The organism is Clostridioides sp. ZZV15-6383 (genome assembly GCF_020657735.1).
Taxonomy (GTDB): Bacteria; Bacillota; Clostridia; order Peptostreptococcales; family Peptostreptococcaceae; genus Clostridioides; species Clostridioides difficile_D.
Map to the genome: position 1 here is coordinate 1 of NZ_JAGWCV010000057.1, position 22,759 is coordinate 22,759.

Here is a 22,759-nt window from a genome sequence, read left to right on the forward strand (position 1 = left end):
GCATGGCTGGGTAGCTATGTACGGAATGGATAAGCGCTGAAAGCATCTAAGCGCGAAGCCAACTTCAAGATAAGATTTCCCACCGCAAGGGTAAGACCCCAGAAAGACTATCTGGTTGATAGGTCGAGAGTGTAAGTGCAGCAATGTATTTAGCTTATCGATACTAATAGGTCGAGGACTTGACCAATATTTATTTGATGTTCATTCATTAAGATATATGTGTAGTTTTTAGAGTGTTAACTCTAATAAATTAGTTTTATTAATTTATAATAAAATAAGTATGCTGGTGTGGCTCAACGGTAGAGCAGCTGACTTGTAATCAGCAGGTTGTAGGTTCGATTCCTATCACCAGCTCCAGTAAAGACTATGTTTTTTAGCATGGTCTTTTTTTATTGTTTAATGTGCTTATTATTTTATATTATATACTTTTAGCAGTACAATTTATAAGCTATAGGCATAAAAAATGACACAGTTTAAAGTTATTGTTTTAAACTGTGTCTGTAAGTCTTAAACTAATCTACCATGAATTACCATTCTTGCATCATCAAATTCATAAGTACATGTAGAAAGTGTAACTATTTTATCGCTACTATTTACCTTAATAGGTGATTTGTATAATGATTTAGAAGTAATATCATTTATATAATTTTGATAATCTAATTCATTATTAAAATTTGTTTTTAGATAATCGTAATCTGATTCTACAATATAAGCAGAAAAAACATCATATAAAAATTCTTTTCCATTCAACGTTATTTTTATTTGATTATTTTCTTTAAAGAAGTTATTATCTTTAAACTTATTTAGGTTATTGAACATAGTTTTATTTTTCATATTATGTCCATATATTATGACATTTTGGTCGTCAAGAGATTTGTTTCTATAATCCATAAACAATGTACCTGAAATAGAATCTTTTTTATAAAAATCTTTGTTAAGGTAGTAAGAGTTATCTTTAGATTGTACAACTGGATAGTTTATATTTGTATTCTCAACAGAAAGCCAAAATTTAAAATCACTGTTAATTTTTGATAAGTCCTCTTTTTTGTCTTCTTTTTCTTGAAGTTCTGAGGATGTTTTAGTGTCATGATTGTATTTGGTAAGTTTTGAGTATATATTAAATCCACTGTAAAGTATTACTAATATTAGTATAATGTTAATTATTGGTCTATATAATTTTTTCAATATTTCACCTCAATTTAAAAATAGTTTATATACCTATATTACACTATTTTTGAAGAAATTTAAATTTTTAGTGTAATATTATTTTGACATAGTGTAATATTACTTTGACATATTAAAGAATTTATGTTAACATAACTAAGTAAAATAAATATTAAGTAAGCCAGATAATCGCATGTAGTCTTACATGAGGAAAGTCGGAGCTCCATAGAGCAGGGTGCTAGGTAACGCCTAGTGGGAGCGATCCTAAGGATAGTGCAACAGAAATAAACCGCCACTTATGTGGTAAGGATGGAAAGGCGAGGTAAGAGCTCACCAGCAGCTAGGTGACTAGTTGGCTATGTAAACCCCACCTGGAGCAAGACCAAGATAGGAATGAAGAGTGCTGCTCGTACTCTCCGGTAGGTAGGTCGCTTGAGCTTATTGGTGACAATAGGCCTAGAAAGATGATTATCTAATACAGAACTCCGCTTATAGACTTGCTTAATTCTTTTGATAGTCAAAACATCAGTTTAAACTGATGTTTTTTTATTTGCAAATTTGTCTAATCTACTTTTAAAATTTTGAGGAATATTGTAATATAAGTTAGTACAGATATTAAAAATGGTATAATATAAGATAGATATAAAAAGAAAAAGTAAAATGATGTAAATAATATGATATGATATAAGATGTAGCAAATTTAGTAAATAATTATTTAAATATCATAATCAAATTAGCAATTTTGCACAATGTAAATATTACAATAAAATAATTGATTTAAGGAGTGAAGGTTTTGAGTGAAAATAATATAATAAGAAACACTGTTTTAAATGTCACAGCAAGTTTTTTAAAACAAGAGTCTAAAATAAATGAAAAATTAGATGCTGTTTTGGAAAAGAAATTTGAAAAAGTAGAATTTAATGAAGCAAAATATGCTGAGCTTTTAAAATTTAATATATTGTTTTATAAGACGTTAGCAAGAAATACAGAACCACTTATTGGCAAATGGATAGTAGATAAGTACATACCTGAAATAGATGAGTTAGAAAAGGATTTAGAATTAACTACAGCAAAATGTAGAAAGTATGTAAATAAGGCAATGAAAGAAGGATTAGACTCTCTAAAAGCCAATGATTTAAATAGTTTCTTAGCCTACGATAAAATGGAACTATCAGAGAGAAGAAGACGTTTAGAAAAGGATTATAAGGTTTTAAACCTATATAAAGACCTTCTTAACATATCACTTAGAAAAATAAGTTTAGAAAAGAAAGAATGTGGAAATTTATTTCTTAAAAATCAAGCAGATGCTAAAAGAGAATTAAAAAGAGAAATCATATTCTGTGTAAATAAAATATTAGCTAGTAACAAAGATGTAGTACCTAAGAGTGTGGAAGAAAATAATGAACAAGACAGAGTAGAAATAAAAGCAACAGAAATTGAAGATTTACAATTAGGTAAGGATAATTCAGAAAATGATGTGTTATTAAGTGAGGTTAAAAATTCAAAAGTAGAACAAGAATCAAAAACAAATGATATAGAATCAAAGTTTATGGATAAGTTAAATAGCTTAAATAATGAAATTATATCTCAAACAATACACAATGAATATAAAAAGTTGTGTGGATTAGAAGAACTTCATTCTGTTGAAGGATATGGTTTTGGTAAAGAGGTTATTAAGGATTTTGCTTGCGCAACAGTTGCATTAGAATTTTTAAAGAGAAGAAATAGAGACCTTATAGAAGGTGCAATGAGGCTAACTATAATTGGAGAATTTGGTGCTGAAAATTTTAAGGAATTTGTAGACTATGTAATTAAAAATAAAACAGAAATTAGCGAAGATACTTGGAATGAAGCACATAATCTAATAAAAGATAACCATAATGAGTTAGAAAATCATGAGATTGCATCAAAAAGAACTAGAAGAAACAAAGATATAGATATTGAAGAATATATTTATATGATAAAAAATGCAGATAAAGATATTTGTTTTAGAAGTAGTATTTCTATAGAAGATGATGTTGAAGAAGAGACTAACAAAGAAACTACTAGTCATAATGAAAATATAGGTGATGTTGTAGAAGATAAAGACAATACAGACAAAGAGTATAATATCAATAAAGAAGATATAATTGAATCAGAAAATAAAAAGAGTAAAAAGAAAGCTAAGTTATTTGGATTTATTAAAAAAGATAATTTAGAAGAAGAAATTGAACAAGAAGAAAATAATTTAAATAACATTTCTTCTGATGTAATTTTAGATAAAACTATTGAAAATAATCAAGAAGAATTAGAAGAAATAAAGCAAGAAGAAGTAAAAGAAGTAAATCAAAAGATAGAGGAAGAACGCAGTGTAAAAATAGAAAAAACAATAAATAACGATTTAGAAGAAAAATTAAAAAATGAAAAATCAGTAGTAATACCTATTAATAAGAAAGAAAAAGGTAATAAAAAATCTAAACATTCTTCTAAAGACAAGTCTAAAGAACGTAAGACAGAAATGAAAAATTATGTATTAGATAAAGATGATTATATAGATGATGATGAAGTTGTTTCTAAGAAGAGTAGATTGAAAGAAACTATTATAGCAGTAGTTATAGTAGCGATTGTTGGTGTGGGATACTTTATAACAGTAGGTAATAATAAGAAAAATGATAAAGATGTTGTTCCAAAAACATCAACTCAGCAACAAGCTAACAATAAACTAACTGAAGAAGAGAAAAAAGAAGCAGAAGAAAAGGCAAAAGCTGAAAAAGAGGCTCAAGAAAAAGAAAAAGCTGAAAAGAAGGCAAAGGAAATGGAAGCATATAAAGATGGTAAAGGTGTATATTATACTGTTTATGCAGGTTCACTTAAAGTTGAAAAAACAGCAAAAGAAACAGCAAAAGAATATGAGGCTAAAGGTATTTCTTCAACAATAATTCAAGAAAATGAGTACTATAAGATAAAGATAGGTGATTATTCTCAATATGAAGAAGCACAAGAAAAATGTAACGAGCTAGCTAAGAAATCTATTGATACATATATAGCAATGTATGATAAGTACTATGATTATAAATTAGAAGAATTGAAAGAATCATCTTCTTCGTTGAGTGCTGAAGAACTTAAACAAAAATATGAAGATTTAAGAAGTGAGTTAAAGAATAAATCTGGATATCGTGAATATGTTAGACATTTAGATAAACTTTATGAAGAAATAGTTGAAGGCGCTTAGGGTATTGTAAAAAATAAGGAGAAATTATGTCTCAGAATAAAGAGTATTGAAAGATATTATTTATTTTGAGGCATTTTGTTCACTTTTAGAAAATACTTATAATTCTGTTTAGGTGGTGAAGGTATGTTGAAATTAGGAGAAAAAATTATATATGAGCTTTCAGATGGATTTGAGCTTAGTGGTATCAGTAGATACTCAAAAGAATATAAAAAACTTCATATAACAAATTTAGGTAATATAATAATTAGCAAATCAGATGAAGTTAATAGTGATACAGGAATAAAATATATATATAGTTTTTCAGATAATAAAGAAAAGTTAGAAGCAGTTTTAGAAGGTTCTCAAATAATTATCTATGGAAATAACTTGCCTTTTTACATTAAAAGTGAAAATTCAAGTAAGAATGTCACAGCAAATTTAACCATGAAAATAACTTTGGATGAATATGATTTAATCTGCAAAAACCAAAGAGAATTTATATTTTGTATAAAAGATAATATGACTATATTAAGTTTAGATGACAATAAGTTTTATATGGGTGGAATCAATAAGGATAATGAGAAGTTCATATTTATCAGTGGGAAAAATAGATTTGAAATAAACTTTGATGATATAGAAAGATATATTTTAGAAGATAAAAGAGTCTCTTTAAAGGGATATTTTCATATGGAAAGAGAAGGGATTATAGTAAGGTCTGTGTCTATATTTAATAACAATATAGAGAATGTAGTTCCATCTGATTTAAATGAGAGGGTTAAAGATAATAAAAAAATAGGAAACCTTCCTAAAGATTGTGATATAGTGTTCTGTAAGATATCAGGAAATATAGATGGATTTGATTATAAAAATACAAACATGCTTTTAGTAAAATATCAAGACCAATTAATTTTTATAAATAAGAAATCTAAGAAGACTATTGTAAGGTCAGAAAAAGATAATTGTTCAAAGTTAAATTTGGGAGAAGATATTATATTATATGATAATAAAAATGTATTTAACCTACATATAAATGATAAAAATAGAGAAATTATGCAAATAGATGATTTGAAAGACATAGAAAATGAAATAGTAGGATATACATTAAAACATGCTCCATTTTTTATTCAAGAAGATTTCGATAGTCTGACTATTCTAAAGTCTTTTCAAAAAGAAATTATATCTATAAAAAATAGTGATGTAAAAGATATTGTAATTAATAAAGAACTTGAAAACGAAAATTCTAAATTTGTAGAAACAGAAATAAAATTTAATAATCAAAAAATAATTTTAAATCTAAGTAGAAATATGGTTCAAAAACTTATGCAAGATGTCTTTATATATGCAAAACAACCTCTACTTAAAGAGAATTCTATTGAAGTGATATATAAGAATTGGTCTAAAGCCATGAATGATATGATAATATTTAATTTCTTTGGAAATATTTATTATATGAAATCTGAATTTGATAAGGTTCTAGAAAAAGAACTAAATGATGAAATAAGAATTGAAGTTATAAATTCATTTTATAAGCAAGTACAAGAACAAAGAAATAATTTAGATTTATTATCAGCGTATATGCCAAGAATATTAGAAAATCAAGACATAGATTTGTTTGAAAAGTATAATGCTAAACTTGATGTACAAGTATTTAAGCAGATTAAAAATTTAATGTCTGATTTATCTTATAATATAAGTAGTTATTTAAATGAAGTTGAAAAAAGTCTAGATAATATCATATTTGTAATTTCAGGAGAAGATAAGAAGAAATACAATTATAGAATGTTAAAGGAAAGTGAAAGTGCAAGTCTTGATGTATTTTTAAAACAAGCTATATCGAGATTAAACCATTTAGTAGAAAATATGTATCCTTATTATGTGGATGAAACTAGTAGAGAAATGTTTAGGTTATTTGAGCTATTATGGAAAAACTATAAAAATATTGATGATGATAGTATAAAAGATATATTATTCGAAAGAATAACAAATACATATGTATTTAAACAATTGACATTAAATAATAGTACAAATGAAAGAAGAAAAGACATAATTGAAAAAATATATAATTCTGTTGATTATGGAACTAATAAACTAGATGAAAATATGTTTTTCACAGGAGGAATAAAGTATGTCAAGTAAATACAATATTTGGAACTTTAACTATGAGTTTTTAGGATTAAACTCAGGATATGAAAAAAACAATGAAGTTTACTATGAGATTGATTTAGATGAAATTTTAAATGAAAACTATATAGATGAAGATATAGATGGTGATTTAGATTCTGATGGAAATAGTATTTTAGGAGAATTAATATCAGAGATGGACATAGATGAAGATGTCAGTGTTGATATGACATATCAAGAATTAGAAGTTGATTTAGAAGATTTAGATTCTTATTTGGATGATGATATAGATAGTGATATAAAAGGCATCTTAGATGAAATTTAGTACCTATGTAAGCTTTAAATAAAATATAAACAATACAATATTAACTTATAAAACTAAAGGTAGATGAAATTTCGTCTACCTTAATATTGTCTTATGGTATTAAATATTGGGATAATATAGAGTTTGAAGAAAAAGTATAAATATGGTATATTAATTTGGTACAATAGAAAATTTACGAAGAAGGGTGAAAAAATGCAGATGACAGTTAAAAAAGCGATAATACCAGCAGCAGGGCTAGGAACTAGATTTTTACCAGCAACAAAATCACAGCCCAAAGAAATGCTTCCTATAGTAGATAAACCAACCTTACAGTATATAATAGAAGAAGCTATAGAATCGGGAATTGAAGAAATTCTTATAATAACAGGTAGAAATAAAAAATCTATAGAAGATCATTTTGATAAATCAGTTGAATTAGAGTTAGAATTAGAACAAAAAGGTAAGACAGAAATGTTAGAAATGGTAAGAGATATATCAAATATGGTAAATATTCATTATATAAGGCAAAAAGAGCCAAAAGGTCTTGGACATGCAATTTACTGTGCAAAAAGTTTTATAGGTGATGAACCCTTTGCTGTATTATTAGGTGATGATATAGTAGACTCAGATGTTCCATGCTTAAAACAATTAATAGATACTTATAATGAGTATAAAACAACTGTGTTAGGTGTTCAAAAGATAGCTAAAGAAGATACTAATAAATATGGTATATTGGATGTAAAACATATAGAAGATAGAGTATATAAAGTTAAAGATATGGTTGAAAAACCTGCAATTGAGGAAGCTCCATCAGATATAGCCATACTTGGAAGATATATAATAACTCCTGCAATATTTAACATATTAGAAAAACAAACACCTGGTAAAGGTGGAGAGATACAATTGACAGATGCACTGCAAACTCTTGGAAAACAAGAGGCTATTTATGCTTATAATTTTGAAGGTAGAAGATATGATGTGGGAGATAAGATTGGTTTTTTAGAGGCGACAATAGATTTTGCTTTAAAGAGAGAAAATTTAAAAGATGATTTAATGGATTATATGAGAAAAAAAATAAATGAAAAATAAATATTAGAAAAGAGGTAATTACAATGGCAGTTTTAGTAGCTGGAGGAGCAGGATATATAGGAAGCCATACAGCAATAGAACTTTTAGAATCGGGTTATGAAGTTGTTATAGTTGATAACCTAAGTAATAGCAATTCAATAGTGGTTGATAGAATTAAAGAATTATCTAAAAAACCAGTAAAATTTTATAATATTGATATTAGAAATAAAAATGAAATGCATATTGTATTTAAAGAAAATAATATTGAATCAATTATACATTTTGCAGCTTTAAAGGCGGTTGGCGAATCAGTAGAAAAACCAATTGAATATTATAGCAATAATCTAATAAGTACTTTAAATTTATTTGAATTAATGAGAGAATATGGTGTTAAAAAGTTTGTATTTAGTTCTTCAGCTACTGTATATGGAGACCCACATACTTGTCCTATATTAGAGGATTTTCCGCTTTCTGTAACTAATCCATATGGAAGAACTAAACTTATGATAGAGCAGATGTTAGTAGATATATCAAAAGCAGATGAGTCATTGGATATAGCTCTTTTAAGATACTTTAATCCAGTTGGTGCTCATAAAAGTGGTAAAATAGGTGAAGAGCCAAATGGAGTTCCAAGTAATTTAATGCCTTATATAACAAAAATAGCAGTAGGTAAATTAAAAGAATTAAGTGTGTACGGAAATGATTATCCAACACATGATGGAACTGGAGTTAGAGACTATATACATGTATTAGATTTAGCTGCTGGTCATGTAAAAGCATTACAAAAACTAGAAGAACATCCAGGTCTTGTTACTTATAATCTAGGAACTGGAAAGGGGTATAGTGTTCTTGATTTAGTTAAAGCATTTTCTAAAGCAAGTGGAAAAGAGATACCATATAAGATTGTTGGAAGAAGAGCTGGAGATGTAGCTATGTGTTATGCAGATTCGTCAAAAGCAGAAAAAGAACTTGGATGGAAAGCTAAGTATGAACTTGAAGAGATGTGCCAAGATTCTTGGAGATGGCAAAGTATGAATCCAAATGGATATGAGGAATAAGAATATATACTTATATGTATAAATGTAACAAATTTGTAAATACAAGGTATTGGTAGTTTTATGTTATAATTAGACACATGTAGTAATGTTTCTAAAAGAGGGGGAAGTTATAGTGGAAAAAAGTCTAAAAAAGTATTTAGTACTAGTATTGACTTTAGTTTTAGTATTTGCATGTGGCGTACCAGAATCAACTGCAGCTAGTAAGCATGTGATTATAGTAAACTCAAGAAAAAACACTCTAGGATACTTTGTAAATAGTAAGCTTGTAAGAGAATTTAAAGTTGCAACAGGGAAAAAAGGTTCAGAAACACCAACAGGAAAAACTAGAGTGGTTAACAAGATAAAAAATAGACCATATTACAAAGGAAATATACCTGGAGGAAGCCCAAGAAATCCATTAGGAGATAGATGGATGGGATTAGCATTAAAAGGAACTTATGGAGATACATATGGAATACATGGAAATAATAATGAAAGTTCTATAGGAAAGCATATTTCTGGTGGATGTATAAGAATGCATAATAAAGAAGTTAGATGGTTATTCGACCAAGTTCCTGTGGGTTCAGATGTAATTATAGATTATAGTAATGACAGTTATATAAAGATAGCAGCAAAATATAAGATAAATTTAAACCAAGCAGGTTGGAAGACTGAAAATGGTAAGAAGTATTATGTAAAATCTGATGGAACATACCAAAAGAATAGTTGGTTAAAAATAAATGGAAAAATGTATTATTTTAATGCTTCAGGAGTAATGCAAACAGGATGGCAAACAATTAATAACAAAAAATACTATTTAGGAACTGATGGAGCAAGGGTATCTGGATGGAAGGAAGTAGATGGAAAGACTTATTACTTTAATTCAGATGGAGTAATGCAAACAGGATGGCAAGAAAAAAATGGAAAGAAATGCTATCTAGGAGCTGATGGTTTATCAGTAATAGGATGGCAAGAAATAGATGGTAACAAGTATTACTTTGACAAAACAGGAGTAATGCAGACAGGATGGCAACAAATAGAAGGGAAATCTTACTATTTAGACAAAGATGGCAAGATGTTAAATGGCACTCAAAAAATAGATGGAAAAGATTATACTTTCAATGAAGATGGAACTATAAATCCTACATGGGACACAATTATAGGAGCAAATAGATTTGATACAGCTAAGAAAGTAAGTTCAGTTGGAAACTGGAATGCAGATAGTTCAGATACTGTAATATTAGTAAATGGTAATGCAATAGCAGATGGTATAACAGCAACACCTTTAGCAAGTAGTTATAATTCAACAATACTACTTACTAATACAGATAAATTACCAACTGAGACTGTTGAAGAAATGAAGCTATTAGCACCTAAAACAGTAATCTTGATAGGTGGAGAAAATGCAATAAGTTCTAAATTAGAACAAGAAATAAAGACTAATTTCAACACAGAAACAAAGAGAATAGCGGGTCAAGATAGATATCAAACTGCTATAAGAATAGCTAAAGAACTTGGAAGTAGAGAAGAAATAAAAACAGCTTATATGGTTTCTGGAAATGGAGAAGCAGATGCTCTATCTATAGCTTCTAAAGCTGGAGAAGAAAAGCAACCTATAATATTAGTTAAAAAAGATGGAATTACAGAAGAGTCTTATGCATGGCTAATAGAAAGAAAATTAGAAAATGCATATTTTATAGGTGGTCCAAGTGCAATTAGTGATTCAGCAATAGTAAAAATGAATGAGATAACTACTGAAGATATTTCAGGAAATAGAATATATGGAGATAGTAGAGTCGATACTAATGCTAAAGTAATAGAAAAATTCTATGGAGATACTGATTTACAGGCTATATTAGTTAGTAAATCAGATGCTTTAGTAGATGCCTTATCAGCTGGACCATTAGCTGTAAAATTACATTCACCAATAATTTTAATGGATAATTCAGGATTATCATCAGAGCAACAAAGAGTATTTGCAAATAAAAAAGTTGAAACTCCTTATCAAATAGGAGGAGGAGTATCTTATGTAGTTATGGATAAATTAATAGATATTCTTGGAAAATAATAAAGCTATATATTGAAAAATAATTATAATTGAGATGTGAAATTCAATCGCTAAAAGCTTGATTGTTTTACATCTCAATTTTTTAGTGTAAAACTAAGTTTAAGTTATATAAAAATCTTGGAATGTTTTTAAAACTCATATAAAAAGAATAAAAGGAGCTGTCTCAAAATAGAGATTGTACTGCACCCCAATTGTTGAAATGATGAAAATATATTTGATTTCATACAAAAAAGAGTGCCTCATGAACTAAAAGATTCATTTTGATACACCTTTTTTATTAATAAATTATAGTTGTGCGTTTTTAATGACGAAGTTTTTAAAGTTTTTAATTGCAGGAGGCAAATATCTATCTTTCATAAATGCCAAGTAAAAATTTCTTTCCCAACTTGGGTAAACAATTTGAATTACTTTCACTTTTGTAAAGTTGAGCATATGCATATTTGGCACTATAGCAATTCCGAAATTTTTTGCAACCAATCCAGCAATTACTTGGTCTTCTTCCACTTCATAAACCATGTTAGGTTGTTGATTTATTTTTTTAAACATATCATCAATTATATATCTAAGCTCACTTCTTTGATTAAATACTATTTGAGGATAGAGTATTGTCTCTTTTAAATCTATAGTATCTTTTGCAGCTAATGGGTGACTGTATGGTACAATTAATACTAAATCCTGTTTAGAAACAGGTATAAATTCAATTCCTTTTTCTTTTTCAAGTTTTGAGCAAAATACAATATCGTACTTTCTTTCCTTAAGACCTTGAATAATGTCGGTAGTTATACCTGTATGAAATTTAAATATTAGATACTTGGCACTGGGCTAGAGCAAAACAGACAGCAGAAGACCTTGCACCTGTTCCAGCAGATAAGATAGTATCAATTCAAGTGTGTGATGTTTTAGAAACTCCTTATGAAAAACTTAGAGATGAATCACTGCATGACCGCTTGGCTCCAGGTGAAGGGTATGGAAACACAGAGGAATTTGTGAAAATAATAAAAGAACACAATATATCACCAATAGTTATAGGAGCAGAAGTAATATCTGATTCTCTGATAGCTAAAGGGTTATCTACTGTTGCTGAAATTGTATTTAATGCAACTAAAAAAGTTTTGGATAAAGTATGGCCTGAAGTATCTCCAAAATAAACTTATACAATATAAAAATATACAGAGTATTATAATATAAAAATTTTAAATATAAAACTTGAAAGGAAGGAAAACCTTATGAAGATTAGTTCTATGTTTACACCTATAAAAGTTGGTTAAATGACAGTTCCAAATCGTTTTGTAGTTCCTCATATGGGAAATAATTTTGCAAACACAGATGGTACTTTAAGTGAAACTTCTAAGGCTTATTATCTTGAACGTGCTTTAGGTGGCTTTGGATTGATAACTATAGAATCTAGTGTTGTAGACAAAAAAGCAAAAGGAGAACCTCGTAAGCCTTGTTTATATGATGATAGCACGATAGATAGTTTTAAAAATGTAATAGATGCTTGTCATGATATAGGTTAGAAGGTATCTATACAATTGCAACATGCTGGTTCTGAAGGAAATGAAAAAATAGCAGGTCATCCATTGAAAGCGGCTTCTGCAATACCCGCATCAAATGGTCGTAATACACCATTAGAAATAACAAATGAAGAAATATATGAACTTATAGAATCTTATGGTGATGCTGCATTATGTGCACAAAAAGCTGGTGCAGATGCCGTTGAAGTTCATTGTGCTCATGGATATCTGGTTAGTAGTTTTATATCACAAAGAACAAATAAGCGTATAGATGAGTTTGGTGGATGCTTTGAAAATAGAATGAGATTACCTCGTCTTATTATTGAAAATATACGTAAAAAAGTAGGAAATTCTCTAGCGATATTATGTCGTATAAATAGCACAGATGATGTCCTAGGAGGAATTGATGTACATGATAGTTCAGTAATAGCAGTATATCTAGAAGAGTGTGGAGTAGATGGACTTCATGTTTCACGTAGTATACATATACATGATGAATTAAATGATAATAAATTTGAAAATGAAATTATAGACATTTTTAGATATGTAGTTAAAACTAGTAAGAAAATACAGGCTAAAAGTTTATTCTCCTATAATATAATGCTTGTTGGATTTATGGGTGTTGGTAAAAGTACTATATCGTCATACTTAAACCATTTATTGGAAATGGAACGAGTAGAAACAGATTCATATATAGTAAAACAATGAGTATCTCTGATATATTTGAAAAACTAGGAGAAGAGTATTTTAGAAATCTTGAAAGTCAAGTAATAATAGACCTACAACAAAAGACAGGTCTTGTTGTTTCCTGTGGGGGAGGAATTGTACTTCGAGATAAAAATGTAGAGTATATGAAAAAGAGTGGAAGGATTGTTTTGTTGACAGCAAGTCCAGAAACTATTCTTCAGCGTGTTAAACATAGTGATGAAAGACCAATACTTAACAATAATATGAATGTAGAATTTATAGCTGACCTAATGAAAAAACGAGAAGTAAAATATATGGCATCTTCGGATATTATTATCAATACAGATAATAAGACAATAAAAGAAATTTGTGAAGAAATGATTGTGAAATTAACTGAATTTGATAGAGAAGTTCAAATTTAGGATAGGTTTCTATTAAAAATAATTAAAATTTAAAACTAATAAAGGTATTATTTATTGTTAGAAGATAGGGTATTTACATAATTAATATTACTAATATTACTAGAATTTTAAATTCTAGTAATATTTTTTTGTGTAAAAATGTAAACTTAACGAAATAAGTAGTATAATCAATATAAATTACATCATGTAAAGGAGGATAATTTAGTGGATAATGTCTTTAATCAATTACAGGAAATTAAGGGTTATGATGGATACAAAGAATCATTTGAAATGAATTACCTATGTATATATGAAAATATACCTTTAAGAGAACAAGTAGAGCTTGCAAATAATCTAGTAGATAGAATTTTAAATATGTATAAAAATGAATCTAATGAAATTTATTTGTTTGAGAATAATAATTCTAAATCTCTAATTTGCTATTTTGAAATTTTTATGAAAAAGATAAATACTTTAGTGAAAGAAATGATAATTGATGAGAAATGGTTATATAAATTAACTAAAGAATTAATATATAAAAGTAAAAAAGTTGAGTATGTAAAACTTGGGCTAGTCTTAAGTGAGAAATATCTAGATGTAGAAAATTTAAGAGAAGTTGTGGGTACATTTTCTAAATCTGGAGAATACATATTTTATTTGAGCAATACTATTAAAAGGCTTGAACTTTACAATACATATTTATTTAATTTATCTAAGAAGGCTACAGGTTCAATAAAAGTATTTGCTATTGTTAATATGGAAAATTTAGATTCTAAAATAAATTCTTATTTAATTGAAAATGGCTATAAAGATAGGAAATATGAACGATTATTGATGAATTACATTATTTCTATTATAGATTTGCATAAATATCTTGAAAGAAGAGATTTAGATAAAGAAAAGATAAATAACTTAGCACATCTTATATGTAACTACTTATTAAGTGTGGAATTTAGATACATAGGAAATAAAGTAGAATTAGTAAACCTATTTTTACCAATTGTAGTGAATTATGGGACTAACTTTGAAAGTTTATATTCGATTTTCTTAATAGCTATAAACGTCTTGAAAGATGAAAATATAGAGTGCAATAAAGTTGAGTTTGAAAAAGAAATAAATGATATATTACTTAGTGAAAAATGGAAAAGTATATATTTTAAAGCATTAAAAGAGGCTAGAGGAAAAACAGAAGATATGATACGGATGTCAGAAATTTATGATGTGAACTTATCTTTCGATGATTTGTTGCCGTATTTGAATAGAGATATTAGAGATTTTGAGGTATATTGGCATATATCCAAAAAGGGAGTGACAAGTTCTAGGTTAAAATTATTAAATTTTTTTGAAAAGACATTTAAAATAGATGATTTAACTGGAAAAATGGAAGATATAGAAAAAGATAAATTAACCCAAGAATATTATGATGATATGTTATTTTTTATTGTGCTTAAAGGAAGTAAATCACTATATCCTGAAGGAAAGAATATATCTTTAAAAGGAATCTTTGGAAATATAAATGAAGTAAGAAAAGAATCCATAAATATTTTAAAAAGATATAGAGAGAAATTATCTCTCGAAGAATTAAAAGTAGTTAAAGAAGCCTATGAAAAAGAAAAAAATATCCTATTGAAAGATGAATTGAGAAGAGTATTATATGAAAGTAATAATTTAAAGAAAGAATTTGTAAATATTGAAAAAATAAAAGTAGATGAACATGGTAAAGATATCTATTTGACTTCAATAGCTGTTGCTGGTTCAAGGTTCAGAAATAGAGAATGTCTTGAAAAAGAATTAGAGAAGAGTAAGATATACTATCTAACTAGAGAGAAAGATAATTTATACGATGAAAATGCTATTAAAATAGTTGGAGAAACTGGATATGTAATAGGTTATGTTCCAAGAAAAGATAATTATATTTTGAGCAATTTATTAGATGGAGGAAAACTATTATATTGTAGAGTAACTGAATATAATTTATATGAAGACTGTATCTATGCAAATGTGTATTTGAGTTATAAAGATGTAATTGAAACGGTTGAAAACTCTCTAAAGATGGTTTTAGATAAAAGTAAAATAAAACTTATAAACTAGGAATTTTATAAATTGCTTGTAGACTAGACTATGAACAATGCTAATGGATAGAAGATAAAAAAACAATTGTTTTGTATATATGATGCATAAATATACTTATATATTCATATTTACAAAACAATTGAAATCTATATTATTTTATGATTTTAAATTTAGAGGGAATTTTAACTTCTGACTTATCTTTTATTTTAGAAGCTTGTTCCTTAACTTTATTTAATAATTCAGATTCATCTACAACTAATACTTTTCTTTCCTTCATCAACCACTTACCATCACAAATAGTAGAGTCTACGTTTTCACTAGTCATAGAATAAACTATGTTTCCAATTGGATTATGCATTGGTAAACAATGAATTGTATCTGGATTTAGAATAATCATATCAGCTTTTTTTCCTACTTCAAGACTACCAATTTCTTTTTCTAATAAAGCACATTTTGCTCCATTTATAGTAGCCATTTCTAATACTTCTTCTGCTGGAACAACTGTTGGATTTAAAGTTCTACCTTTATGTATTAATGAAGTCAAATACATATCCCTCATAAGGTCCATTCTATTATTTGAAGGTGCTCCATCAGTACCAATTGAAACAGGTATTCCTTTTTCTAACATTTCAGGAATTGAGGCAAATCCTAGGACCACTTTCATGGCTGCACCTGGATTATGAGAAACTTTAACATCGTGTAATCTAAATAAATCAATTTCTTTATGAGTAAGCCAAACTGTGTGAGCAGCTAAAAGATTTGGTCCTAATACACCTAGTTTATCAAGATATTCAACTGTTCCAACTCCATTGTTTTGTTTTACAAATGAAATTTCATCAGCTATTTCAGCAATATGCATATGTATACCTGTATTGTATTTATCAGCTAACTGTTTAGTCCTAACAAGTAATTCTTCAGTTGTATTAAAAATAGTTCTTAATGCAAACCATATTTTAATTCTTTCATTAGATGTATTATTAAACTTATGGAATAAGTCTAGTTGAGCATTGATTTCCTCATCAGTAGTTTTTTGCCATGCTTCAGGAAGACCATCTCCTGTATCCATAACTGATTTAGCTAAACATGCTCTAAGTCCAGTTTTGTCAACAGCTTCAACCATGGCATCTACATATTGACCACCAGATTCTAAAAATGTAGTGACACCAGATTTTATTAATTCAATACAGCATGCAGTAGATGAAATCAATGAATCTTCATAGTTGAAGCTACTTTCATATGGCCAGATTCTTTCTCTAAGCCAAGTTAAAAGTACAACATCATCTGCAAGACCACGTCCTAACTGTTGAGATAAGTGAACGTGTGTATTGACTAAGCCTGGCATTAGTATTTTTCCTTTAGCATCGTATATTTCAGTATCTTTATCTGCAATATTAATATCAAACTTACCAACTTTTTTTATAATATTATTTTCAATAAGTATACTTCCAGTTTCATACACTTCTCTATCTGCATTCATAGTAATTAGATATGCATTTTTTATAAGTAATTGTGACATAAATACAACCTCTTTTCTATATATTTTTATATCTATGTATTATGATAATAAATTTTCTATACAAAGTTAATAGCAAAATCAATTTATACATAAATTGATTTTGCTATTTATAAATTTAAACTAAATAAGATTTTATTCTATATAATTTAAAATATTAACTTAGAACTAAGTTTACAACTGCAAGTAAGCCTATAATCCAAAGTGTAATACTGATTTTATCAGTTTCTTTAGCTACAACATGCATTATTATATATGAAATAAATCCAAAGCATAAACCAATACTTATACTATAAGTTAAAGGCATCAACAAAACTGTAACAAAAGCAGGTACTGCTATTTTGCTATCAGCAAAATCAATCTGTTTTATACTTTCAAACATAAATACACCAACCATTACAAGTGCAGGTGCTGCAGCGTAAGTAGGAACTATACCAAGTAATGGTGTAAATATAAGTGTAGTTAAGAATAATGCTGCTGTTACTATTGAAGCAAGTCCAGTTCTTGCACCTGCTGCGATACCAGAAGCAGATTCTCCAAATGTTGTAACAGTACTAGTTCCTAAGAATGAACCTATTAAAGTAGAAGAAACATCTGCATACAACATTTTTCCTAAATCTTTTATTTCACCATTCTCATCTTCAAGACCCATTTGTTTACAACAAGTAATAAGAAATGCTAATGAATCAAACATGTCTATAAACATGAAAGAGAATATAGGTCCAATTAATGAGAATTTCAATGCACCTACAATATCTAATTTAAAAGCAACTGGTGCTATACTAGGTGGTGTTGAGATTATCGCTGTTGGTAACTCTACAAATCCAAATATAATAGATATTATTGTTGCAACTACTATGCTTATTAATATTCCACCTTTAACTTTTTTATATTCTAGTATTGCCATTAAGATAAGAGCAAAAAGAGCTATTAAAACTGTTGGTGTAAAATCTGCAAGTGAAACTATAGTATCTGGATTTGCTATTATAACACCCATATTCTTTAAACCAACAAAAGCAAGGAAAAGTCCTATACCTGCTGAAGATGCTACTGCCAACTCTCTAGGAATTGCATCTGCAATTGTCTTTCGAAGACCTGTTACTGCGAGTGTGAAGAATACACATCCAGATAAAAAGACTACTCCAAGACCTGTTTGCCATGGAATTCCTGCTCCTATAACCAAAGAGTATGTGAAAAATGCATTTAATCCCATACCAGGAGCTAGAGCAAATGGTGCATTTCCTAAAAGCGCAAATATAAGTGTACCAATGGCTGTAGCTAGTATAGTAACTGTTATAAGTGCCGCTTTATCCATTCCAGCTTCAGATAATATTGCTGGATTTACAAAAACTATGTATGCCATTGTTAGGAATGTAGTAACTCCACCTATAACTTCTGTTTTAAGGTTAGAGCCACGTTCGCTAAATTTAAACATTTTGTCTAAAAAGCTTATTGATGAATTATTTCCATCTGGTTGTACATTATTAGTGTTTGGTACCATTTTTACCTCCAAAAAACTTTAAGATATAAACAAAAAAATATATATTCATATAGATAGAATAGAATATATATTCAAAGTTGACATTCTATTCATAGAAAACCCATTTACGGTGGATTTGTAGAAACTACTAGACCATATTACTAATATTATATGAACATTTTCTATTTGTTTTTCTGTTGTATTATATCGCAATATTGTATTATTTACAATAAATTTAATAAAATTATTCGTTTTTTTGTCGATTTTATAAAAATTTAAGGTTATTTATTATCAAAAATTATTATTTTCAATAATAAAATACCTATAGGTATGATGTTTATTATATTCATATGTTTTATAATATTAATGGAAGTTTATTATAAATAAGTTTGTGATATAATTATAAAAGTACTGAATACAAGAATGTTTCGTAAAAACTTTTTAATATATCAAATATATATATTAAGTTAATATATTAAAAAAAATAATGTTAAAAAGAATATAATTTATAGTGGAGGGGAAAATGACTAAGATTATTAAAGTACAAAAACCTAAATTTACAGGAGAGTTAGAAACTATTGAAAATCTTGAAGACATGCTTGAAGATATATTTAATGATGAAAAAATATTTAATAAAATTATAGAAAATGAAGTTATAAGTGATTTAGATTCTGTAAGAGTTAGTTTTGATTCTTGTATATTTAGGAATGTATCCTTTGAGAATTGCAATTTAAAAAAAATTGATTTACTGGATGTGGTATTTGAAAACTGTAATTTATCAAATACATTTTTTGATGGAGGAAGTGCATATAGAGTTGAATTTAAAAACAGTAAATTGATAGGAGCTAGATTTGATGATTGTATACTTAAAAACGTTTTGTTCAAGGATGTTTTAGGTAAGTATTCTAACTTTTCGTTCTCTAAATTTAAGGTAGTCTCTATTTTGGATTCGAATTTTGAAAATTCTATATTTCAAGAAGTAAAGAGTGAAAATTTGGTATTTGAGTATACAAACTTAAAGAAAGCAAACTTTAATGGAACTAAACTTTCTGGAGTAGATTTTACTACTAATAATATTGAGGGAATTGAAGTTGGGATAAATGATGTTAGAGGAGCAATTTTTGATGTGTCACAAGCAATTGATTTAACGAAATTGATGGGAATTATCATAAAATGAAAAAAATATTCACGAAATGAATTGGGAAAACGTTAACAATGTGTGAAATTTTACCAGATTGACATTTTTATGAAAATAAAGTAAGATTATCTTAATATTCAAAATATTTTCAAAGGGGGTAATTTAGTGTGAGTAAGCAGATGAGAGATATTTTTATAGTTGGTTTTGCTTTATTTTCTATGTTCTTTGGCGCAGGAAATCTTATGTTCCCTCCATTTTTAGGAATGGAATCCGGTAAAGACTGGTTAATTCCTCTTATTGGATTTGTTGTTGCAGATGCAGGTATAGCAATGCTTGTTATTATAGCAACTGCAAGATGTAAGGGAAGCATGGATGATGTACTTAGGAGAGCTGGTAAAGGGTTAGCAAGAGTAATGAGTGTAGCTGCTCTAGCATGTTTAGCACTTCTTGTTATACCAAGAACTTGTGCAACAACATATGAAGTGGGTATTATACCTATATTTGGAGACCGTGGATCAGTAGCTAAAGCTATATTTTCAGTAATCTTCTTTGGGCTAACTTTAGCATTTACTATTAGGTCTTCTAAGGTTATAGACATAATAGGTAAGTATTTAACTCCAGCGTTATTATTAGTATTATTTGTTTTAATAGTAAAAGGTATAATTTCTCCAGTAGGACCTATGAGTCCTGAGCATATGATAGATAGAAATCTATTTGGTGAAGGTATATCACAAGGTTATCAGACGATGGATGCTCTGGGTGCAGCATCTATGGCTACTATAATGTTGATGTCTATAGTGAGTAAAGGATATACATCAGATAAAGACCAAATAGGAATGACTATTAAAGCAGGTTTTGTAGCTTGTGTATTTCTAGCATTAGTATATGGTGGTCTTACTTACTTAGGTGCAACAGTTTCAACAGTATATGATACTAGCATGCCTCAAGCCTCTTTGTTGGTTGAAATAACTAGTATATTGTTATATGGTCAAGTAGGAAAGATAATTTTAGGTGTAATTGTAGCACTTGCTTGTCTGACTACTTCTACAGGTTTAACAGCATCAATATCAACTTATTTTGAAGGAATAAGTAAGGTAACTTACAAACAACTGGTTATAGGTATATGTGTAGCTAGTATGCTTATATCAAACTTGGGTGTTGATTCCATAATAGCTATATCAGTTCCAATCTTACAAACTATATATCCTGTTTTATTAGCAATAGTTATTATGGAATTGGCTAGTAAAAATATAAAGAATGATAACGCATTTAAAGGTGCAGCATATGTTACATTAGTGGTTAGTCTATTATCAGCTGTAAACGGGATGACAGGAGCTGTTCCATTTATACAAAGCTTACCACTTGCAGGTTTGGGTTTTAACTGGATAATACCAGCTATATTGGGTGGAATAGTTGGTAACTTTATAAAAAGCAACAAACAAGTAGCATAATAATTTGTAATTAATTTAATTTTATAATATATAATTTTTTAGTACTATGGGTAGGTTTAATCAAAACCTAATCTACCCATAGTACTTTTTAGATTGGATTAGAATAGTATGTATATAATTTTTTATAATATAATTTTTCTTTGAAGTATGATAAAATTAGTAATAGTGATAAGAAAGTATAAATTTAGGAGGTTTTAATTAATGCTTAGAAAAATAACAGCATTTATGCTATCCATATGTTTAATTATTGGACTTACAGGTTGTAGCTTACTTGTAGGTAAGAAAGATAAAGAGAAAATTATAGATGATTTTAAAGTTGCAGTGGTAACTCAACCATTATCTGAAAATAAAGTACAATACAATATGGTAGAAGGTATGGCAAAAGAATATGAGGAAGAGAATAAAATTGATAAAGACAAAGATGGCCAAACTAAAGTTAAACAAACTATAAAGCATGTTGTACTGCCAGAAAATTTTACTTCTAATATAGATAGCGCTATTAATAAAATAGTAAAGTTGGCTGATGATGAAGAAGTTCAGGCTATTGTAGTTTCAACTGACCAGGCAGGGCTTTTACCTGCTTTACAAAAGGTAAAGGAAAAGCGTCCAGAAATAATAACTATTTCTGCCACTATGGGAGATGATAAAAACCAATTAAGCCAATTTGTTGATGTAAATCTAGGGGTTAATACAGAGGAAAGAGGAAAGGTATTAGCTGAACATTCAAAAGAAATGGGAGCAAAAGCTTTTATTCATTATGCTTCTACGGATGATTTGAGAGATGTTAATATATCCAAAAGATTAGAAATGATTAAAGAGACTTGCAAAAATATAGGATTGCAATTTGTACAAGTTAATACTCCAAATATAAATACTGAAGAAGACAAAAACAAAGTTAAGCAGTTTTTAAATGAAGATATTGAAAAACAAGTTAAAAAATTTGGAAAAGATATAAATATATTTGGTGTAAATGAGTATATGGATGAAGTTATATTGACTAAAGCTTTAGAATTAAAGTACATAGTTGTAGAGCAAAGTAATCCATCACCAATACAAACGTATCCTAGTGTTATGGGTCTAAAAATATCTGAAAAAGATGCTCAAAATTATGATAAAATAAACGATATGATAAGTGAAAAGGCTAAGGCTTTTGGTATGTCAAATAGACTTGGCGGATATCCTATGCCAATGGATGCTTTTATGCCATCATTAGCAATTTATCTTGCGTCTGAAATGGTAAAACAAGATTTAACACAAGAAGATGTGTGTGACCCAGACTATTTAGAGGCATTTACAGAATTAAAGTTTGGAATCGGTTCAGAATTTACACCTTTAACAGAGGTACTTTATAATTATCAATCAGTAATTTTAAGCCAATTAATTTATTAATATTAAAGAGGTGTCTCAAAAGGCTATCTTTACGCGGAATGAGTTCGATATTCAATCGGACTCATTCCGTTTTTTAATTGTATTCTTTCATTATTATAAAAATAAATATAATCATTTATTAGACTAATCATTTCCTTTGGATCTGTAGTATCAATTAAATA

17 protein-coding genes, 1 tRNA gene, 1 rRNA gene, 1 other RNA gene, 1 pseudogene and 1 riboswitch are annotated in these 22,759 nt (G+C 28.2%); of the genes and pseudogenes, 16 read left to right on the forward strand and 5 right to left on the reverse strand.

What is annotated here, in order from left to right:
* Nucleotides 1–187, forward strand: a 23S ribosomal RNA gene (locus KGF42_RS15985); the annotation flags it as partial.
* 95 nt (nt 188–282) lie between these two features.
* Nucleotides 283–357 (forward strand) — tRNA-Thr (locus KGF42_RS15990).
* A 150-nt stretch (nt 358–507) separates the two neighbouring features.
* Here the strand turns inward: KGF42_RS15990 and srtB are convergent.
* The gene (gene srtB / locus KGF42_RS15995; RefSeq protein WP_227823236.1) at nt 508–1,185 is read right to left on the reverse strand and encodes a class B sortase; all 678 of its coding nucleotides are present in this window, start codon (nt 1,183–1,185) and stop codon (nt 508–510) included.
* Nucleotides 1,186–1,337: 152 nt separating this feature from the next.
* Between srtB and rnpB the strand changes: the two genes are divergently transcribed.
* The 7 genes from rnpB (at nt 1,338) to KGF42_RS16030 (ending at nt 10,952) form a co-directional block, all read left to right on the forward strand.
* Nucleotides 1,338–1,672: RNase P RNA component class A (gene rnpB, locus KGF42_RS16000), an RNA gene on the forward strand.
* A gap of 276 nt (nt 1,673–1,948) precedes the next feature.
* Nucleotides 1,949–4,375, forward strand: coding sequence for an SPOR domain-containing protein (locus KGF42_RS16005; protein ID WP_227826675.1), 2,427 nt, complete (start codon nt 1,949–1,951; stop codon nt 4,373–4,375).
* A 123-nt stretch (nt 4,376–4,498) separates the two neighbouring features.
* Nucleotides 4,499–6,490, forward strand: coding sequence for a hypothetical protein (locus KGF42_RS16010; RefSeq protein WP_227823238.1), 1,992 nt, complete (start codon nt 4,499–4,501; stop codon nt 6,488–6,490).
* Nucleotides 6,480–6,800: a hypothetical protein gene (locus KGF42_RS16015; protein WP_227823239.1), complete on the forward strand. Its 321-nt coding sequence runs from the start codon at nt 6,480–6,482 to the stop codon at nt 6,798–6,800. Before KGF42_RS16010 ends, KGF42_RS16015 begins: the two co-directional genes overlap by 11 nt.
* 192 nt (nt 6,801–6,992) lie before the next feature.
* Nucleotides 6,993–7,868: a UTP--glucose-1-phosphate uridylyltransferase GalU gene (gene galU / locus KGF42_RS16020; protein ID WP_285891583.1), complete on the forward strand. Its 876-nt coding sequence runs from the start codon at nt 6,993–6,995 to the stop codon at nt 7,866–7,868.
* 23 nt (nt 7,869–7,891) lie between these two features.
* Nucleotides 7,892–8,905, forward strand: a complete 1,014-nt coding sequence (gene galE, locus KGF42_RS16025; RefSeq protein WP_227823240.1) for a UDP-glucose 4-epimerase GalE — start codon at nt 7,892–7,894, stop codon at nt 8,903–8,905.
* A gap of 112 nt (nt 8,906–9,017) precedes the next feature.
* Entirely contained in the window at nt 9,018–10,952 is a 1,935-nt protein-coding gene (locus tag KGF42_RS16030; RefSeq protein ID WP_227823241.1) for a cell wall-binding repeat-containing protein, read from the forward strand.
* Nucleotides 10,953–11,237: 285 nt separating this feature from the next.
* Here KGF42_RS16030 and KGF42_RS16035 read toward each other — a convergent pair whose 3' ends face one another.
* Nucleotides 11,238–11,756 (reverse strand): LysR substrate-binding domain-containing protein, encoded by a 519-nt coding sequence (locus KGF42_RS16035; protein WP_227823245.1) that lies wholly within the window; start codon nt 11,754–11,756, stop codon nt 11,238–11,240.
* An 83-nt stretch (nt 11,757–11,839) separates the two neighbouring features.
* On the opposite strand from KGF42_RS16035, the gene KGF42_RS16040 reads away from it, so the two are divergent.
* From KGF42_RS16040 to KGF42_RS20245, 4 genes and pseudogenes are all read left to right on the forward strand, one after another.
* Nucleotides 11,840–12,100, forward strand: coding sequence for a hypothetical protein (locus tag KGF42_RS16040; RefSeq protein ID WP_227823242.1), 261 nt, complete (start codon nt 11,840–11,842; stop codon nt 12,098–12,100).
* Nucleotides 12,101–12,253: 153 nt separating this feature from the next.
* Nucleotides 12,254–13,174 (forward strand): annotated as a pseudogene (locus KGF42_RS16045) (hypothetical protein).
* A complete protein-coding gene (locus KGF42_RS16050) occupies nt 13,171–13,575 on the forward strand; it encodes a shikimate kinase (protein ID WP_227826676.1) in 405 nt (134 codons plus the stop codon). Before KGF42_RS16045 ends, KGF42_RS16050 begins: the two are co-directional and overlap by 4 nt.
* 204 nt (nt 13,576–13,779) lie before the next feature.
* A complete protein-coding gene (locus tag KGF42_RS20245; RefSeq protein WP_227826677.1) occupies nt 13,780–15,645 on the forward strand; it encodes an HIRAN domain-containing protein in 1,866 nt (621 codons plus the stop codon).
* Between the two features lie 133 nt (nt 15,646–15,778).
* Here KGF42_RS20245 and KGF42_RS16060 read toward each other — a convergent pair whose 3' ends face one another.
* Both KGF42_RS16060 and KGF42_RS16065 read right to left on the reverse strand, forming a co-directional pair.
* Nucleotides 15,779–17,143 carry an amidohydrolase gene (locus tag KGF42_RS16060; RefSeq protein ID WP_227826678.1) on the reverse strand — a complete coding sequence of 455 codons (1,365 nt, stop codon included), beginning with the start codon at nt 17,141–17,143 and terminating at the stop codon, nt 15,779–15,781.
* A 154-nt stretch (nt 17,144–17,297) separates the two neighbouring features.
* Nucleotides 17,298–18,641, reverse strand: coding sequence for an NCS2 family permease (locus tag KGF42_RS16065; protein WP_227823438.1), 1,344 nt, complete (start codon nt 18,639–18,641; stop codon nt 17,298–17,300).
* Between the two features lie 72 nt (nt 18,642–18,713).
* A riboswitch (purine riboswitch) is annotated at nt 18,714–18,815 on the reverse strand.
* A gap of 328 nt (nt 18,816–19,143) precedes the next feature.
* On the opposite strand from KGF42_RS16065, the gene KGF42_RS16070 reads away from it, so the two are divergent.
* From KGF42_RS16070 to KGF42_RS16080, 3 genes are all read left to right on the forward strand, one after another.
* Nucleotides 19,144–19,797, forward strand: coding sequence for a pentapeptide repeat-containing protein (locus tag KGF42_RS16070; RefSeq protein ID WP_227826679.1), 654 nt, complete (start codon nt 19,144–19,146; stop codon nt 19,795–19,797).
* A 140-nt stretch (nt 19,798–19,937) separates the two neighbouring features.
* A complete protein-coding gene (gene brnQ / locus KGF42_RS16075; RefSeq protein ID WP_227823441.1) occupies nt 19,938–21,209 on the forward strand; it encodes a branched-chain amino acid transport system II carrier protein in 1,272 nt (423 codons plus the stop codon).
* Between the two features lie 201 nt (nt 21,210–21,410).
* Nucleotides 21,411–22,598, forward strand: a complete 1,188-nt coding sequence (locus KGF42_RS16080) for a DUF3798 domain-containing protein (RefSeq protein ID WP_227823440.1) — start codon at nt 21,411–21,413, stop codon at nt 22,596–22,598.
* A gap of 29 nt (nt 22,599–22,627) precedes the next feature.
* On the opposite strand, the gene KGF42_RS20550 is transcribed toward KGF42_RS16080, so the two are convergent.
* Nucleotides 22,628–22,729 carry an IS3 family transposase gene (locus KGF42_RS20550; RefSeq protein ID WP_109285031.1) on the reverse strand — a complete coding sequence of 34 codons (102 nt, stop codon included), beginning with the start codon at nt 22,727–22,729 and terminating at the stop codon, nt 22,628–22,630.
* Nucleotides 22,730–22,759: the final 30 nt, after the last annotated feature.

What these genes read in the sequence shown, in the direction of transcription:
- KGF42_RS16065 (WP_227823438.1), bottom strand. Translation starts at nt 18,641, where the DNA reads ATGGTACCAAACACTAATAATGTACAACCAGATGGAAATAATTCATCA.
- brnQ (WP_227823441.1), top strand. Translation starts at nt 19,938, where the DNA reads ATGAGAGATATTTTTATAGTTGGTTTTGCTTTATTTTCTATGTTCTTT.
- KGF42_RS16050 (WP_227826676.1), top strand. Translation starts at nt 13,171, where the DNA reads ATGAGTATCTCTGATATATTTGAAAAACTAGGAGAAGAGTATTTTAGA.
- galU (WP_285891583.1), top strand. Translation starts at nt 6,993, where the DNA reads ATGCAGATGACAGTTAAAAAAGCGATAATACCAGCAGCAGGGCTAGGA.
- KGF42_RS16080 (WP_227823440.1), top strand. Translation starts at nt 21,411, where the DNA reads ATGCTTAGAAAAATAACAGCATTTATGCTATCCATATGTTTAATTATT.
- KGF42_RS16010 (WP_227823238.1), top strand. Translation starts at nt 4,499, where the DNA reads ATGTTGAAATTAGGAGAAAAAATTATATATGAGCTTTCAGATGGATTT.
- KGF42_RS16070 (WP_227826679.1), top strand. Translation starts at nt 19,144, where the DNA reads ATGACTAAGATTATTAAAGTACAAAAACCTAAATTTACAGGAGAGTTA.
- galE (WP_227823240.1), top strand. Translation starts at nt 7,892, where the DNA reads ATGGCAGTTTTAGTAGCTGGAGGAGCAGGATATATAGGAAGCCATACA.
- KGF42_RS20550 (WP_109285031.1), bottom strand. Translation starts at nt 22,729, where the DNA reads ATGATTAGTCTAATAAATGATTATATTTATTTTTATAATAATGAAAGA.
- KGF42_RS16015 (WP_227823239.1), top strand. Translation starts at nt 6,480, where the DNA reads ATGTCAAGTAAATACAATATTTGGAACTTTAACTATGAGTTTTTAGGA.
- KGF42_RS16060 (WP_227826678.1), bottom strand. Translation starts at nt 17,143, where the DNA reads ATGTCACAATTACTTATAAAAAATGCATATCTAATTACTATGAATGCA.